16 protein-coding genes are annotated in these 16041 nt (G+C 42.0%); 11 read left to right on the top strand and 5 right to left on the bottom strand.

Annotated elements, in window-relative coordinates; all coding sequences use genetic code 11:
- The first annotated feature begins 3 nt into the window (after positions 1–3).
- Positions 4–570 (top strand): dihydrofolate reductase family protein, encoded by a 567-nt coding sequence (locus AB432_RS16210; RefSeq protein WP_048033157.1) that lies wholly within the window; start codon positions 4–6, stop codon positions 568–570.
- A gap of 264 nt (positions 571–834) precedes the next feature.
- Positions 835–2070, top strand: a complete 1236-nt coding sequence (gene pepT, locus AB432_RS16205; RefSeq protein WP_048033156.1) for a peptidase T — start codon at positions 835–837, stop codon at positions 2068–2070.
- Positions 2071–2147: 77 nt separating this feature from the next.
- Here the strand turns inward: pepT and AB432_RS16200 are convergent, their stop codons facing one another.
- Positions 2148–2768: a GNAT family N-acetyltransferase gene (locus AB432_RS16200; protein WP_048033155.1), complete on the bottom strand. Its 621-nt coding sequence runs from the start codon at positions 2766–2768 to the stop codon at positions 2148–2150.
- Positions 2765–3556, bottom strand: a complete 792-nt coding sequence (locus AB432_RS16195) for a MerR family transcriptional regulator (RefSeq protein ID WP_048033154.1) — start codon at positions 3554–3556, stop codon at positions 2765–2767. Before AB432_RS16195 ends, AB432_RS16200 begins: the two co-directional genes overlap by 4 nt.
- Before the next feature lie 198 nt (positions 3557–3754).
- Here AB432_RS16195 and AB432_RS16190 point away from each other — a divergent pair, with 198 nt between their 5' ends.
- Entirely contained in the window at positions 3755–4351 is a 597-nt protein-coding gene (locus AB432_RS16190; RefSeq protein ID WP_048033153.1) for a class I SAM-dependent methyltransferase, read from the top strand.
- 97 nt (positions 4352–4448) lie between these two features.
- Here AB432_RS16190 and AB432_RS16185 read toward each other — a convergent pair whose 3' ends face one another.
- Positions 4449–4952 (bottom strand): hypothetical protein, encoded by a 504-nt coding sequence (locus AB432_RS16185; RefSeq protein ID WP_162630249.1) that lies wholly within the window; start codon positions 4950–4952, stop codon positions 4449–4451.
- A 169-nt stretch (positions 4953–5121) separates the two neighbouring features.
- Between AB432_RS16185 and AB432_RS16180 the strand changes: the two genes are divergently transcribed.
- Entirely contained in the window at positions 5122–6135 is a 1014-nt protein-coding gene (locus AB432_RS16180; RefSeq protein WP_048033152.1) for an alpha/beta hydrolase family protein, read from the top strand.
- A gap of 44 nt (positions 6136–6179) precedes the next feature.
- Positions 6180–6929 carry a GNAT family N-acetyltransferase gene (locus AB432_RS16175; RefSeq protein WP_048033151.1) on the top strand — a complete coding sequence of 250 codons (750 nt, stop codon included), beginning with the start codon at positions 6180–6182 and terminating at the stop codon, positions 6927–6929.
- 35 nt (positions 6930–6964) lie between these two features.
- On the opposite strand, the gene AB432_RS30520 is transcribed toward AB432_RS16175, so the two are convergent.
- Positions 6965–7105 (bottom strand): hypothetical protein, encoded by a 141-nt coding sequence (locus AB432_RS30520; RefSeq protein WP_162630248.1) that lies wholly within the window; start codon positions 7103–7105, stop codon positions 6965–6967.
- A 210-nt stretch (positions 7106–7315) separates the two neighbouring features.
- On the opposite strand from AB432_RS30520, the gene katG reads away from it, so the two are divergent.
- From katG to AB432_RS16155, 4 genes are all read left to right on the top strand, one after another.
- Complete coding sequence (gene katG, locus AB432_RS16170) at positions 7316–9505, top strand: catalase/peroxidase HPI (RefSeq protein WP_048033150.1); 2190 nt, start codon at positions 7316–7318, stop codon at positions 9503–9505.
- A gap of 326 nt (positions 9506–9831) precedes the next feature.
- Positions 9832–10626 carry a hypothetical protein gene (locus AB432_RS16165; RefSeq protein WP_048033149.1) on the top strand — a complete coding sequence of 265 codons (795 nt, stop codon included), beginning with the start codon at positions 9832–9834 and terminating at the stop codon, positions 10624–10626.
- Positions 10627–10713: 87 nt separating this feature from the next.
- Positions 10714–11367, top strand: coding sequence for a response regulator transcription factor (locus tag AB432_RS16160; protein WP_048033148.1), 654 nt, complete (start codon positions 10714–10716; stop codon positions 11365–11367).
- A complete protein-coding gene (locus tag AB432_RS16155; RefSeq protein WP_048033147.1) occupies positions 11368–12804 on the top strand; it encodes a sensor histidine kinase in 1437 nt (478 codons plus the stop codon).
- 202 nt (positions 12805–13006) lie between these two features.
- Here AB432_RS16155 and AB432_RS16150 read toward each other — a convergent pair whose 3' ends face one another.
- Positions 13007–13570, bottom strand: coding sequence for a PadR family transcriptional regulator (locus tag AB432_RS16150; protein WP_048033146.1), 564 nt, complete (start codon positions 13568–13570; stop codon positions 13007–13009).
- A gap of 343 nt (positions 13571–13913) precedes the next feature.
- On the opposite strand from AB432_RS16150, the gene epsC reads away from it, so the two are divergent.
- Positions 13914–14507 carry a serine O-acetyltransferase EpsC gene (epsC, locus tag AB432_RS16145; RefSeq protein ID WP_268811837.1) on the top strand — a complete coding sequence of 198 codons (594 nt, stop codon included), beginning with the start codon at positions 13914–13916 and terminating at the stop codon, positions 14505–14507.
- Positions 14508–14544: 37 nt separating this feature from the next.
- On the top strand, positions 14545–15558 hold the full coding sequence (locus AB432_RS16140) for a SagB/ThcOx family dehydrogenase (RefSeq protein ID WP_053079593.1): 1014 nt from the start codon (positions 14545–14547) through the stop codon (positions 15556–15558).
- Positions 15559–16041: the final 483 nt, after the last annotated feature.

The following is a 16041-nucleotide window of genomic DNA, read 5'->3' as shown; positions in this document are numbered from 1 at the left end:
CTCATGACACGAAGAATCATATTAGATTTAGCTGTTACGTTAGATGGGTTTATTGAAGGGAAAAATGGAGAAGTTGATTGGTGCGTAATGGACGCTGAAATGGGGTTTGTTCCATTCTTACATCAAATCGACACGATACTTTATGGAAGAAAAAGTTATGACTTATGGGGGCAATATACGCCGGAAATTGAACATTCTGATTCGGAAAAAGAGATTTGGGGATTGGTCCATAGTAAAGAAAAATATGTGTTTTCCAAGACGAAAAAAGGGACTGACAATAAAGCAACATTCATCAACGATCATATTCTTGAAGAAGTCAATCTACTAAAGAATAAGCCTGGTAAAGACATCTGGCTATATGGTGGAGCAAGTCTTATTACGACTTTTATCAATTTAGAGCTGGTAGATGAATTTCGCTTATCTGTTCACCCTGTTATTTTGGGAGAAGGAAAACCGTTGTTTATGGATATAAAACAGAGGTTGAATGTAACATTGGTGAATACAAGAACGTTCTCCTCTGGCGTTGTGCAACTCATTTATCATTTGAATGGCAAATCATATACGGAATAGAGCCTTCCATTAAAAACAGCGGTGAGTCTAAGATTGTATTTTCTGATCTTGGGTCGCCGCTGTTTGATTTTTCAGAGTCAGTCCAAAACCAATTTTTATGAGGCTGGGAGCATTCAGATAACTGACTAAAAATGTAGTGGAACGGCATGTGAAAGCATCAGGCTCATTAATTGAAGAATCAGTGGGAACCGTGGTAGAATTTGTCACGAGATCATGTCTTTCTAAAATAAGTTTGACTAATTGTACTGGAGCTGAGATAAGAACATGAAAAAGGAAATCATGAATAGATTCATCTCTTACGCGCAAGTTGATACACAATCCGATGAGAACAGCGAAACTTGCCCTTCAACACCAGGGCAGCTCGTGCTTGCCCAAATGCTCATAGACGAGCTGAAAGCGATAGGTATGCAGGAAGTTACAATGGATGCAAACGGTTATGTCATGGCAACCTTACCGTCCAATACAGACAAAGAAATTCCAACAATCGGTTTTCTTGCTCATATGGATACGGCCACCGATTTTACCGGCGCTGGCGTGAAGCCGCAAGTCATTGAAAATTATAACGGACAAGACATTGTCTTGAATGAAGCGCTGAATATTGTCCTTTCACCGCGCGAGTTTCCAGAGTTGGCTGGCTATAAAGGCCACACCTTAATCACGACAGACGGTACCACATTACTTGGCGCTGATGATAAAGCCGGTATTGCCGAGATCATGACTGCCATGGATTATCTGATTCGCCATCCAGAACTGAAGCACGGGAAAGTAAGAGTAGCCTTCACCCCGGATGAAGAAATCGGCAGAGGCCCTGATAAATTTGATGTCTCCGCCTTCGATGCAGTATATGCCTATACGATGGATGGCGGGCCTCTTGGCGGGATCGAGTACGAGAGCTTTAATGCTGCATCAGCTATCATTACTTGCAGAGGGAAGAACGTTCACCCTGGCTCGGCCAAAGGTAAAATGGTCAACGCTTCAAAAATTGCCATGGAGCTGCATGGAAGGCTGCCGGTTAATGAAACTCCTGAGGAGACAGAAGGCTACGAAGGCTTTTATCATCTGTCTTCCATTCATGGAGATGTCGAGCAAACGCAGCTTCGTTATTTGATCCGGGATCACGATCGCAATCGGTTTCAGGCGAGAAAGTCAGAATTGGCTCTTATCGTAGAAGAATTACAGAAAAAATACGGAGAACAGCGAATTGAACTCGAAATCAAAGACGAATACTTCAACATGCGGGAAAAAATTGAGCCTGTAATGGAAGTAGTGGACATCGCTACACAAGCACTAGAAAACCTCGGAATCGTACCGATGATTCAACCGATTCGTGGTGGCACGGATGGCTCACAGCTATCATACATGGGGTTGCCAACACCGAATATTTTCACAGGCGGGGAAAACTACCACGGGCGGTTCGAGTATGTCTCCGTTGACAACATGCTGCACGCTGTGAACACCATCATCGAAATCGTTAAGTTGTATGAGCAAAGATCCAGATGACGGGGTATCCTTATTAAAACTTGGTTTACTATCAAAGGGCGGATGTCGAGTAGAGACGATTCGCCCTTTGTCATGAGTTATTTCAATCTCTTCACCATGTAACTCCATTTTTTCTCCTTGAATAAAAAATGTGAGAGGAAGCTGCTTTCTCGCAATTGCGTATGGAACGATAATCTCTGATAAAGCTGCTCTGCCCGGGGGTTTTTGTCTGCGACGTACAAGCTTAACTTGTCTAGGCTTGGCTGTGTTTGTGCGAAATTCTGCGCCCACTGCAATAGCAGGTTTCCAATTCCTTTGCCTTGATGATCCGGATGGACAACAACGTCTGTAATATAACATTCTCCAGCCTCTGGTTTATGGTCTAAGAAAGATAATCCGATGAACATTTTCAGGAGATTCCATTTTCCAAAACGATAGAAGTTCTTCCATGCAGGAAATGTTGGCATGCTAGTAGATAAGGTCTTCCACTTGATGGATATCGTTCCGACGACTTCTCCCTCTTGTAGCGCGACCATTCGTTGACTCGCTGGATCTGAAGGGACATGATCAAATAACTTTTCGAAAAAGAGGGCGAGATCGCCATCATTGAGCTTCGTAAGGGTTTGGAATTTCCCACGAAACCCGTGAACAAGAAGTTGACCAATCTGTTGATTATACATAGAATGCATAGGTTCTATCGTAATTGGTGGTACAGTCATGATCGGTCTCCTCTTTCGGAATGGGTAGTCAGTTCGATCAAAGCTTGTAGTTCATAATGCAGTTGGTTTTGACTAAATAGGGATAAGTAGGATCTTTCAATGAGGATCAAGGGTCCCTGTATAACATGAGACTGGGCTGCGGCATAGGCGTAAAACTGTTCAATCACTTGTTCAAGCTCATCCTCTTCATGGACCAGCCTTTGGGTAGAAAGATAGTTGCCGCTGGGTATTGAAAAATCGCCAGGCGCTTCTGTTTCCGTGTATAACGTAAGGGTACTGGAACCATCCTCGATAAAATGAATGTCCGATTCGAACAAGTTTGGGACAGACTTGGCCTGTTCAGCCAACAGTTTGGCGTTTAGCGTCATTTGGGAGCTCATTTCTATCCACCGGGCCAAATAAGTGGTTTCGCGCCACTTTATTTGGTAGGGATTCGTGTGAGATTGAAAATTCTTTTGTTCATGCAAAACCTTTGTTATGAATTGCTGAAGCTCTTGAAGGCGAAGTATCTCTGCATGTATTCCTCTCAAAGAACGATTGAGTAGCTGCCCGTATTGATCAGCAGAATAGGAAGTCATGCATTCTTTAATTGACTGGACTGGCACTCCCAATTTGCGAAGCAACAGAATATGGGCTAGCTGGTAAACTTGATCCATGCTATACATTCGATACTGATTGTTATCTAAGTAAGCAGGTAGAAGAACCCCTTTCTCTTCAAAATAACGAATCTGATGAACAGACACATTCATAAGCGTAGCTAATTCGCTAATGGTGATTTCACTCTTCATAAACGTTACTCCCTTGGGATGAGGTAGAATATCATAACCATACACCTTAGGTCAGACCTAAGGTCAAGAGGTACGTCCAAAGAAAGGCTCTTATGTAGATGCTCTCGATACCATGCGATATTGACATATCATTGTCTTTGGAGATATTGTAGATATAATAAATCTACAATGGTTTTAAATGACAGGAGGATGGAGAATATGGGGAATATTTGGAATGAGCGCTTTCATTCGGAAGAATATTATTATGGGGAAGAACCTAACGTTTTTATTCAACAACAGGCTTTTCGGTTCGAACAAGGTCAAAAAGTGATCGCGTTTGCAGAGGGTGAAGGCCGGAATGCAGTCTTTTTAGCAAAAAGAAATCTTGAAGTGACAGCCATTGACTATGCGGAGAGTGGCTTGCAAAAAACGAAAAAACTGGCTCGGAAGCATTCCGTTGACGTACAAACCCAAAAAATTGACCTTTTGGAAGAGGATGTGCCAAGCGAAGAATATGATGCCGCGATTATGGTATATGGACATTTTCATAAAAATGCTCAGACGATGGTTCTGAATAAAATGAAAAAGGCAATAAAGCCCAAAGGAATTCTCATGCTTGAGGTATTCTCGGAGGAACAATTAACGTATGGTACAGGCGGCCCCCAGGAACTTGACATGCTTTATGATCCAAAAGAAATTCTTGCTTGGTGCAAAGGCCAAGAAGTGATCCATTTCTTCTATGGCGAACAAGAGCGTGTGGCAGGAAAGGCGCACACCGGACTAGCCCATGTCATTCAACTTGTCGTAAGAAAATGATGGGTATCTGCCCCAATTGACAGCCTTCACAATCAGAGGCAGTTCAGGACTTTATTTTCTCGTCCGTACTGCCTCTGCTGAAGTGAAAAATGTACGTTTATTCCTCACCTTCATCCAATAATTCATCCATTAATCTTTCTATTATCTTCGATTCATCCTTATAAATGATAAACATGACATACATCAAGCATGTTAACGAAAACAACAGAAAATGGCGGGAAGCCTCTTCTTCCATAAAAATCGTTGCCTCAAGAGAAAGAGTATTCGGTTTAATCAGCGCAACCTTTCGTCGATCCAGTTTCACTTCAATTTCTTTATCCCAATTTTCTTCGATCCGTATCTTCTTACCAAGTACCGTACCGTCCACACAAAAATAAAGAAGGCTGTTGATAGGGTTATCCTTAAGAATAAATTCCTTAGTATTCATGTGAAACCTGTAATCCGCGAAGAAGAGACTCCTTTTTTTGATACCGAGAGTAGCGTGTTCTCCGTTTTGCTCTACGGCAAAGGTTTTGCCAGCCTCATTTCCAGAGTTGGATGCCCTCATAACTTTCGCGATGATAGTTTGACCATTCAGGCGACAGCAAAGATAAATTATCACCCCCTTTAAAGAGTTGATATACCTAGAATAAACTCTCTTGAAAGTCCATTCAAGGTACCATCTATTTACACGATCTGCCTTTACCATTTCATTACTTGATCTTAGGTCTGACCTAAGGTGTATGGTTGGAGATATTCACTTTGCAATCTTTTCAAGAGGAGAAGGATAGATGAAAAAGAAAATAATGATTTCCATGATGATCATCGTCCTGCTATTTGGCGGTGCAGGACTATACATATTGGAGCAAAACAGCTTTAATATGGTTGAGGAAGCTGTTGAAATCCAGACATCGGAAGGCAAATTGACCGGTACGTTCGTACTGCCTAAAAACTACACGAACAAATTGGGCTTAGTCTTGTTTATACATGGTGATGGACCTATTGATGCCACGCATGATGATGGCTATAAGCCGCTATGGGAGCGGTTAGCCTCACTTGGTTACGCCTCCTTGTCCCTTAATAAGAGAGGAATGAACGGTTCCGAGGGCAATTGGTTACACCAGAGTATAGATGACCGCGTGGAAGAAGCGCGTCAGGCTATTGCTTGGGCAAAAGAGCAGCCGATGATTGACGAGAAACAGATTGGGGTTTGGGGAGCAAGCCAGGCAGGATGGGTCATTCCAAAGCTCGCCAAGAAGGAACCGCTCGCATTCAGTCTACTTCTATCGCCCGCCATTAATTGGGTAAGTCAAGGGCAATATCATACACGCAAAAAAATGGTGATAGACGGGTATTCAGAAGCGGAAATTCAAGACAAAGAGGCGTATGACCAGCAAGTACTCACGTTATTGGAAAAACAAGCTTCCTATGAGGAGTATGTGAAAATTGCTCGCGAAAATAATTTGATGGCAAAAGACAGATGGACATTTGTGAGCAAAAATTTCTTGTCAGATGCCACTAATGACCTTCCGAATTTCAATTCGCCTGTGCTTCTGATACTGGGGGAAGAAGATATACATGTCGATGTGAAGGAAACGGAGAGGGTATATCGTGACATCGTAAAACCTGAGCTGCTGACCGTAGCGGTCTTTCCTGACGCTGATCACTCTATGTTAAGCAAGCAAACGGCAAATTCAAATATGCAGGCAATAATCATCAGTCTTTTCGCTCCGCGACAAATTACGATACCAGGTTATATGGATGCAATCGAGCAATTTCTAAAGAAACTTCCGAAGCATACATAATGGCAGAAGAACTGTTCGACGAGTCTACAAGGGAAGTGAACATAATGACAAATCCAGTAAGAAGTACGCCTGTATTTTCACAAACGATCCCTGACTTTTGGAGGGAGCAATTTTTAAACGGTGAGGTCCTCTATAGCGATGAATCTTTTACTGTTGCCATAAACCCTGCACTTGACGAGGATAGCCGGGTTATGGTGCTGGAAACCTCCGACGGACGCGTGATGGCTGTCTTGACACCTGCGCTGGCCGATAAGGTAGGCCTCTCTCCACAACAATCCTTGTCTGAGTCGATCTTTCGCCAGAAATTGAATGAAGCGGGCGTCACGCTGCATGGCGCAGACTATCTTTTTTATTTTTCAAAAGCCGAGAAGAACGTATTGCTGCAAGAAAACCTCGAAGGTGACTTGCGCCGGTTAACCGTGCAAGATGAGTCGGTTTTCTCCGCGTTTGCTTCCTCCGCATCGGAACAAGACTTGGATGACGCTTATGTGGAATTGGATCATTGGGCAGTGTTCGGCTCTTTTGAGCAAAATCGCCTGGTTAGCGCTGCCAGTATGTATCCATGGAAGGATGCGTATATTGCGGATCTTGGCGTACTGACGCTGACGTCCTTTAGAGGAAAAGGCCACGCCCGCAAAGTAGTGCGTTCCATCTCCCAATATGCCTATGGTCAGGGATACGAACCGCAGTACCGATGCCAACTCGATAACCATACATCTACAGCCTTGGCGAAAGCAGCAGGATTCACACTGTTTGGAAAATGGGAAGTGATTTCTCCCGACTGCATGGAATGAGAGTCCCGCGGTGTGTCTCATATTGATTGAATCATTCAATCAAGTAAGCCAGTTACGCACAAAAAGCCCACATATTCCGTTACGGGGAGATAGTGGGCTTTTTGTGATGGATCGATGTTCCGAATGGTGACAAGATCATAATCTACAGGGTCCATGCATACGTTAGAATCAGCCATTCGGAAATGAAAGAGTTCATATATTTTATCGCTCTTCTTACGATTCCCTCGTTATTTTGACTGCTTCGCAATACGATGCCAATCGTAACTTTCCATAAATCCTTACGATGAAAAGAGCAAAAAGATGTTGATTTCTATTGTTAACTGCTATATAAATTAATTAGAAGTATTATTATCTAATACTTAATTTAAATGACGGGAGAGGGACAAATGGACTCTATGGCAACTGCTAACACTGGAAAGTGCCCGTTTTCGCACGGTAGCACTACGAATCACAACCCTAGTGCTACATCGAATAAACATTGGTGGCCAAACCAGTTGAACTTGAACATCCTGCATCAGCATGACAGGAAATCTAACCCTATGGGCGAGGACTTCAATTATGCAGAAGAGTTCAAAAAGTTGGACTACCAGGCTCTCAAACAGGATCTTTATGATCTAATGACAAACAGCCAAGATTGGTGGCCTGCCGACTACGGACATTACGGGCCGTTATTTATCCGTATGGCTTGGCATTCCGCTGGTACATATCGTACAGGAGACGGACGTGGCGGTGCTGGAACCGGCACTCAGCGTTTTGCGCCACTTAACAGTTGGCCAGACAATGCCAACCTTGATAAAGCTCGTCGACTGCTATGGCCGATCAAGCAAAAATATGGCAACAAGATCTCTTGGGCGGACTTGTACATCCTAGCAGGTAATGCTGCTATTGAATCCATGGGCGGGAAGACAATCGGTTTTGGAGGCGGACGGGCGGACGTTTGGCATCCAGAAGAAGATATTTACTGGGGTGCTGAAAAAGAATGGCTAGGCGATAAGCGTTACACCGGCGATCGTGAGCTCGAGAATCCGCTTGCTGCTGTTCAAATGGGTCTGATTTATGTGAACCCAGAAGGGCCGAACGGGAATCCAGATCCGCTTGCAAGTGCCCGCGACATCCGCGAAACCTTCAAACGCATGGGAATGAACGATGAAGAAACCGTTGCACTCGTGGCAGGTGGTCATACATTTGGAAAGGCTCACGGCGCAGGAGATGCTGCTCTTGTAGGCCCAGAGCCGGAAGCTGCACCTTTGGAAGCAATGGGCTTAGGATGGCAGAGCACACACGGTTCCGGTATAGGCCGCGACGCCATCACCAGCGGTATTGAAGGTGCCTGGACCGCGAACCCGACACAATGGGATAATGGTTTCTTTGAACTACTGTTCGGATATGAATGGGAGCTGACCAAGAGTCCTGCAGGTGCACACCAATGGGTTGCTGTTAATCCTGCTGATGAGCATCTTGCACCAGATGCAGAAGATGCATCCGTGCGTGTTCCAACGATGATGACCACTGCGGATATGGCCTTGCGTATGGATCCAGCATACGAAAAGATATCTCGTCGTTACTATGAGAATCCAGAGGAGTTTGCAGATGCATTTGCAACTGCATGGTTCAAACTCACACACCGCGACATGGGGCCTCGCTCAAGATATTTAGGTCCAGAAGTTCCAGCAGAAGATTTTATTTGGCAAGATCCTATACCCGCTGCTGATTATGAACTAACAGATGCCGATGTAGCAGAACTGAAAACACGAATCTTAGACTCAGGTCTTACCGTCAGTGAGCTGGTAACAACGGCTTGGGCTTCCGCTTGTACCTTCCGTGGTTCGGATATGCGTGGTGGCGCCAATGGTGCTCGCATCCGACTAGCTCCACAAAAAGAGTGGGAAGTAAATGAGCCCAAAAAACTTGAGAAAGTACTTACGATCCTGGGAGTCATTCAAGAGGACTTTGGTAAAAAAGTCAGCATGGCCGATTTGATTGTACTCGGCGGTAGTGCCGCAGTAGAAAAAGCTGCACAAGACGCTGGCTTTGATGTATCGGTTCCATTTGCTCCTGGACGTGGGGATGCAACACAAGAGCAAACCGACGCAGAAAGCTTTGACGTGCTCGAGCCAATCGCAGATGGTTTCCGGAACTATCAGAAGAAGCAGTATCGTGTAAGTCCTGCAGAGCTCCTGATAGACAAGGCACAGCTATTAAACCTTACTGCTCCAGAAATGACTGCACTCGTTGGCGGGATGCGTGTTATCGGTACAAACCACGGCGGCACACAACACGGCGTATTCACGGATCGTGTAGGCATACTCACGAACGACTTCTTTGTTAACTTGCTAGACATGGGCGTACAGTGGAAGCCTGTAGACGGCGGCGTATTTGAAGGACGTGATCGCAAAACAGGTGAAGTGTTGCGTACAGCAACTGCTGTTGACCTCGTGTTCGGTTCAAACTCTGTTTTGCGTGCCATTGCAGAAGTTTATGCCCAAGACGATAACAAAGAAAAGTTTGTGCGTGACTTCATTGCTGCATGGGTGAAGGTAATGAATGCCGATCGTTTTGATCTTAAAGAAGCATAATTTGGAAATATAAAGCAAAGAACAGTATTTGTTGTTGGATACTGTTCTTTGCTTTTCTTTTCTATAGTAATATTAGTAATTGAATGGGTTACGATGTTCCCATCTCATTCAGTGGTAGGAATGCAAAACCCGCTTTTGAAAAACCACCTGAAGCAAGCCTCCAGGTGGTTTTCAATCTTCTCTATAACAACAAAAGAAATGGTTTTATAGAATTTACAACTTGGAGACAACTGAAAGATACTTTTTACATATTACCGCTATATTCTATACCTGTAACAAGGGTTTCGTGCACAAACCAAAAACAAAAAATTCCAGGAGGCATTACTATGAACAAAAAAAATATTCTCGTTTTTTCAATGGCACTAACAATTGTAGGCGGTGCTACAGCAGCTGTATTTGCAAGCGAAAACGCGGTTCATTCTACTAAAAACAAGGTCGTAACAGTGGCAAGCAAAGTAGGAAATGGCACAAATCAAACCACTACAAACCATGTAGTCAAAGTAGCAAATGGAAAGATTAGTGATGAAGAAGCGGTAAAAATGGCAACCAAAGCTCTAAAAGACTATATGGGGCTTGATGCGAAATCTTTTGGTGAGGCGCGAGTTAATCGAACAAACGCGCAAGAAGACTTTAAGTTCTTTATGGATTTATATTCAAAAGAAGATGCAGCAGTACTAAAAGAAAACGCCAAAAAAGATACGGCAAATGTTATCGTTGTACAGTTTGTTCGTGCTGAAGACTTAAACCAGCCAATGCCCGCTTCTAATCGCATTGTCATAAATGAAAAAACAGGTGAAATTGTTTCTTTAACTGCTTTTACGAATGAAGGTCGAAGCTCAGAGACAACAATCGATGATGCGAAAGTTAAATCTGCGGTTATCAACTTTTTTGATAAACAACAGAAAAATGTTAAGGAAAATACGATGAAAGTTAGTAAGAGTGCTAGTTCCGGAACCATACGTGTTCTTTGCGAACTGGAGGATGGAAGGGATGTAGATATGACAATTAGTCTGAAAAATTATTCAGTATCTAGCTATGAGATTAATTATGACAGACTAATCACTCTACCTTCCGTAGAAAAAGACTACCGTGAGAATTTTAGAGAACTGAAAGTAAATTAAAAATTGTAGGACCGATTAGATGGAGTAAGTGCCGGAAATGCTACTTACTCCATCAAACCGTTACAAAAGGAATGAGGTAAAAACAGAATGATAAAAATTTTAGTTGTTGAAGATGATATCGCAGTAGCAAATTTAATTAAATTGAATTTAAATACGGCAAATTATGAGAGTTCAATCGTTTTTAACGGAGAGGAAGCCCTAAATGTAATTGAAAAAGATCGTTTTGATCTGATACTACTGGATGTCATGCTTCCAAAAGTTGATGGATTTACTTTATTCGAAAAAATTAAACCCTTAGGGATACCTGTCATTTTTTTAACTGCGAAAAGTTCTGTCACAGATAAGGTGTATGGATTAAAAGCGGGAGTAGATGACTATATGACGAAACCCTTTGAAGGAATTGAATTGCTGGCCAGGATTGAAAATGTATTAAGGCATTACAATAAAAAAAGCAACATCATAAATTTTAAAGACACAGAAGTATACTTGCAAGAAATGAAGGTGAAAAAGAACGGTGAAATAATTGAGCTTACCTTGAAAGAGTTCGAATTATTGGTGTTTCTCGTACAAAATAAAAACATCGTATTAACGAGAGAAAAAATCATAGAAAAAATTTGGGGATATGACTACGTTGGCGAGACTCGGACGATCGACAACCATATCCAAAAGCTAAGAAAAAAGCTGGGATGGAAAGATGAAATTAAAACAGTATTTAAGTTGGGATATAGGCTGGAGGAATAAATGAAATTTTGGCAGAGGATATTTTTATGTACATTAATCATCTTTGAAATCTTTTTTGTACCAGCATCCATTTACCTTATTAATAGCAGCTTTGAACTCAATCTCAATATGGAGGTCCGTTCCGGGATAAGTGAACAGGATCGATTTGCTAACTCTTTAGAATCAAATCTATATCTGCTTAAAGTTCAAAAATCTTCAACCCCGGATGCTGAAGGAGTTGGCAAACCAAACATAGATTCCATGATTCGTACATACTTGGATAACCTCGGGGAACAGGAGGTGTATCTAGATGTAATAGATGAAAACAATAAGGTTATTTTCAGTCATTTTAAAAACAACAAGATAGTTCTTACTCAGCGAGAAGAATTAAACATACCGTCAGATAAAGTAAATTACATCATACGGGATCTAGGGGAAAAGACGTACTTATTTATCGCTAAGAATATTTATCTGGAAAATAATCACTATAAGCTTTCTTACGTGAAAGATATTTCGAGTGTTTATGAAAATAGAAAAGACTTATTAAGCCTTTTAATCAAGTTAAATGCTCTTGTTTCAGCAATTTTGGTTATCGTTACCATCATCATGAGCATGTTTATCGTAAAACCGATTAATAAACTGATCCAGTCAACAAGAATAATTGCAGCCGGGAATTTCAGCGAAAGAGTAAAGGTAAAATCGAATGATGAAATCGGGTTGTTAGCGGAAAATTTCAATTTGATGGCCGTTGATGTAGAAGATAAAGTAAACCAGCTTAAAAGATCTTCAGAAGACAAGCAAAGGTTTATCGATAACCTGGTACATGAACTTCGGACTCCTTTAACTTCGATCATAGGCTATGCGGATTATTTACGAACGAATAAATATGATGAAGAGACTTATATCAACTCATTAAGCTTTATCTATGAAGAAGGAAAGCGGCTAGAGAAACTGACATTTAAGCTTATGGAGCTCATTGTTTTGCGAAAAGAGGATTTTGAGTTAAAAAAGGGAGAACTTGACGAACTTTTTGTAGAAATCAAACATTCCTTTATTCCAAAGCTGAACATAAAGAATATGGATCTGGAAATATCGACAGAGCATCTTAGTGTTTTAATGGATAAGGATTTGATGAAAATTTTACTTGCAAACCTGATAGACAATGCAATTAAAGCATCGAAGAACAACGATAAAATACTTCTACGTTCATACAGAAATACGGAGTCAAAAATTATTCTTGAAGTGAAAGATACAGGGATCGGTATTCCTGATGAAGACATAACAAAAGTCTTTGAGCCCTTCTTTATGTCCGACAAATCGAGATCGAGAGCGAATGGAGGAGGCCTCGGGCTCGGACTATCATTATGTAAGGAGATTGCTAGCATTCATGACGCTGAAATGAGAATAGAAAGTAAGCTCGGTGAAGGTACAATTATACAAGTGGTTTTTCATTGTTAACAACCGGGAGCGAGAGGACAGAAAATGTTAAGTAAAAGCAAAAAGCAGTATGTACAACAAATACTGCTTTTTGCTATGCCATTTTCAATTATAGTGAAAGAAACAAGCTTCTGCGTTAGGGAGCTTGTTTCACCAAAGCCAAGCAGGCAGATTACTTTTTACTAGGAGAGCCAGCTCCATCTTAACTCCTTACTTGGCAATTTCAGACCGAATTTATAGGGGAAGCATTCTGTCTTTGGGCCAGAAAGTCTTCCTTTAATTTACTGATAAAGCTCAACTGAAGCTCACATTGATCATAGATATTTTGGAAAATGTACAGGACATTTTGTGGCATTTCCATAAATTTTGCCTTTTCTTCCTGATCTGCTTTCAAATCCTCATAGACTTTCTGGATGGCCACCTGCTGCTTTTCCAAAGCGAGGATAATGTCATCTAGCTCAGCTTCATCCATAAAAGTTAACGCCGTGTATAAATCGGTGGGAAACAAAACAGATGAGTTTTGAAAGGCGTTGACCAGCAACCGTTTTAACTCTTGCTTGCCTTCTGCTGTAATCGAATAGATTGCCTTGGAACGATTCCCGGTCTGCTCCAGCGTTTCCAAAGCTACAAATCCTTCTTGATCCAGCTTCTTTAATGCATGGTAAATCGAAGCAGGCTGGACATAAGCCCACTTGTCTGTTTTGGCCGATATCATTTTCTGCTGTATTTCATAGCCGGACATCGGTCCAGATTTTAACAAAAGTCCTAGCACCATAGCTCTCGTCATGTTTGCACCTCACCATCTTCCTAAACATTTAATATTCAATGTTTAGTATCGTTATTAATTGAATTCTAACATTTTCCATTACGGTATGTAAAGATCATAACTCTAGGTAGAAAATAGAGGATTATATGTAATTTTTTTACTGTAAAATATTTACATGCGAATAATTGCGTAGTAGAATAATCTTTGTGTTCAATACTATACGTTTAGTATTCGTGGTTTTATATTAAAATTTGAATTCTGAAGTATAGAATGAACAAAACGATTGAAAGGAAAGGAAAGGGGGATCGCCGAGGAGCAAAATTTGCAACAGAAATAGAGATGTTTTAACAATATGGGTAACGCTATGAACAAGAGGAGAGATCCCATGTTTCATAAGTTGAGGAAGGACATTGATTTTATCAAAGCTAAGGACCCTGCAGCTAGAAACACCTTGGAGATTATTCTTTGTTACCCCGGCTTCCACGCCCTTTTGCTTCACCGTATTGCTCATGGCATTTACAAAAAAGGGTTTTTCCTGGCAGGGCGTATGATTTCTGTAGTTAACCGATTTCTAACCGGAGTTGACATTCATCCGCGAGCCAAGATCGGAGAGGCCGTCTTTATTGATCATGGTATGGGCATTGTTATTGGGGAAACGACAGAGATCGGCAATCATGTGACTCTATATCAATGTGTCACCCTTGGGGGAACTGGCAAGGATACAGGAAAACGGCATCCCACGATAGGCAACAACGTCATCATCAGTGCAGGCGCAAAAGTATTGGGACCGATTAGGGTGGGAGATAACTCCAAAATTGGAGCTGGAGCGGTCATCCTGAAGGAAGTTCCTCCTAACTGCACAGTAGTAGGCATACCTGGTGAAGTAGTACGGTACAACGAGCCTTCTGTTTCAAGAGAAAGCGAAGAGCCTACCCCTGTAGCGGCGGGCCTTATGTGAAGATAAATAGATTATGAAAGAAAAGGGGATAAAGGTCATGCAACCGCAAGTAACCAAAAAAATGATGAAACCCTTCCACGAAGATTGTGAATACTTTTGGTCGCCTTCAGTCAGGTGGGAACAGCAGGATGATGAAATTCGCATTGAATTGCTATCTTATTCAGGTACTGTATCGGGATTGTTTCCAACGTTTTATTATTTGACACAAAAAGGAATCAAGATTCCCGATCTCATCTCTCGTTTTCCACAGGCAAATCCTGATCAAGTCGCAGATTTTGTCCGCGACCTGATTGCAAATCGCATTCTGGTTCATACACTTCTAACCCCTCAAGAGATCTATTTCCCCCAAGAACATCTTATCTCTCATTCGTACTCGTCAGAAACATTTCTTGATCCGGCTCAATACGAGGCATTTAGGCAGGAAAAATTGTCCCGATCTTTACCGCAAACAACCCAAACGAACGTCCCCTTGGCAGAGAGTGAGTTTCCCGAGGTCATTACAGCTCGTAGAACCTGGCGTCAATTTGAAGAAAAGAAGAAGGTTCCATTCGATGTCTTTTCCAGTCTGATTTCGGTATTTAAACAATATCGACGCGAGGACGAAATCCGCTACAACTATGCAACGGCTGGCGGCCTTTATCCAATTGATCTGTATGTCTATATCAAAGATCATCGTGTAGAAAACATGAAAGCGGGACTTTATTACTACAATCCAATTGAAAATGTCCTGCAAATGGTCAGCAATACTTGTGTAATTACTGAGGATGCACATTATTCCATGAATAAGGAAATCTTTCAGTCATCTGCGTTTTCAATCTATCTCATTTATAACGCTGATGTGACAATGCCGAAATACGGTGGTTTGGGGTATTTCTATGCAGGGATTGACAGTGGCATCATGGTGCAATTGTTGACCCATGTAGCTGAAATGCACAAGGCTGGCATCTGCTCCATTGGCGATATGAATTTCAGAAGAATACAGAAATACTTCAAGTTGTCCCCCCAGCAAGTACTTATTCACTCCATTGAAGTGGGCTTGCAACCACAATGAGAAAGTCGTGGATGATTTTATTTAAGCAACAAGTGAAAGGGCATTCGGACAAGCTTGCCCCGTATTTTCATGCATTCGAGCAATTCCCTCAGAAATACGCCATTACAGTAACGACACTGCCACCCACGTAAGTGTTTCAATTGGCCCCAGTGACATTGCCTTCTCTGCTTTTGATAATTACGGCGGCTCTACAGCCATCACGGGATTCAGTCAATCGATGGATGCAACATGTTGCCTATGTGAATGCATACGGACCCTACATAAGCGAGCATTTGCAGTACTACTGCGAGCACATGCTCTGTCTTTTTACGCGCCAATTATGCCTATAGAGACTCCATCCCTCATGCACGGATTACATTCTTAACGAGCAGGGTCGTCAGGTGGCGAATCGGACCCCTAGAGATTTCATGCAAAGGGAACTGAAGCAGGATGAAATAGAACGAATCTACGATTTCCTGCTAGAAAGCATACAGTAAGCATTTT

It is taken from the genome of Brevibacillus brevis (genome assembly GCF_001039275.2).
Classification (GTDB): domain Bacteria; phylum Bacillota; class Bacilli; order Brevibacillales; family Brevibacillaceae; genus Brevibacillus; species Brevibacillus brevis_C.
Note: the sequence above shows the minus strand (reverse complement) of the source record. Positions and strands in the feature narration are given on the sequence as shown.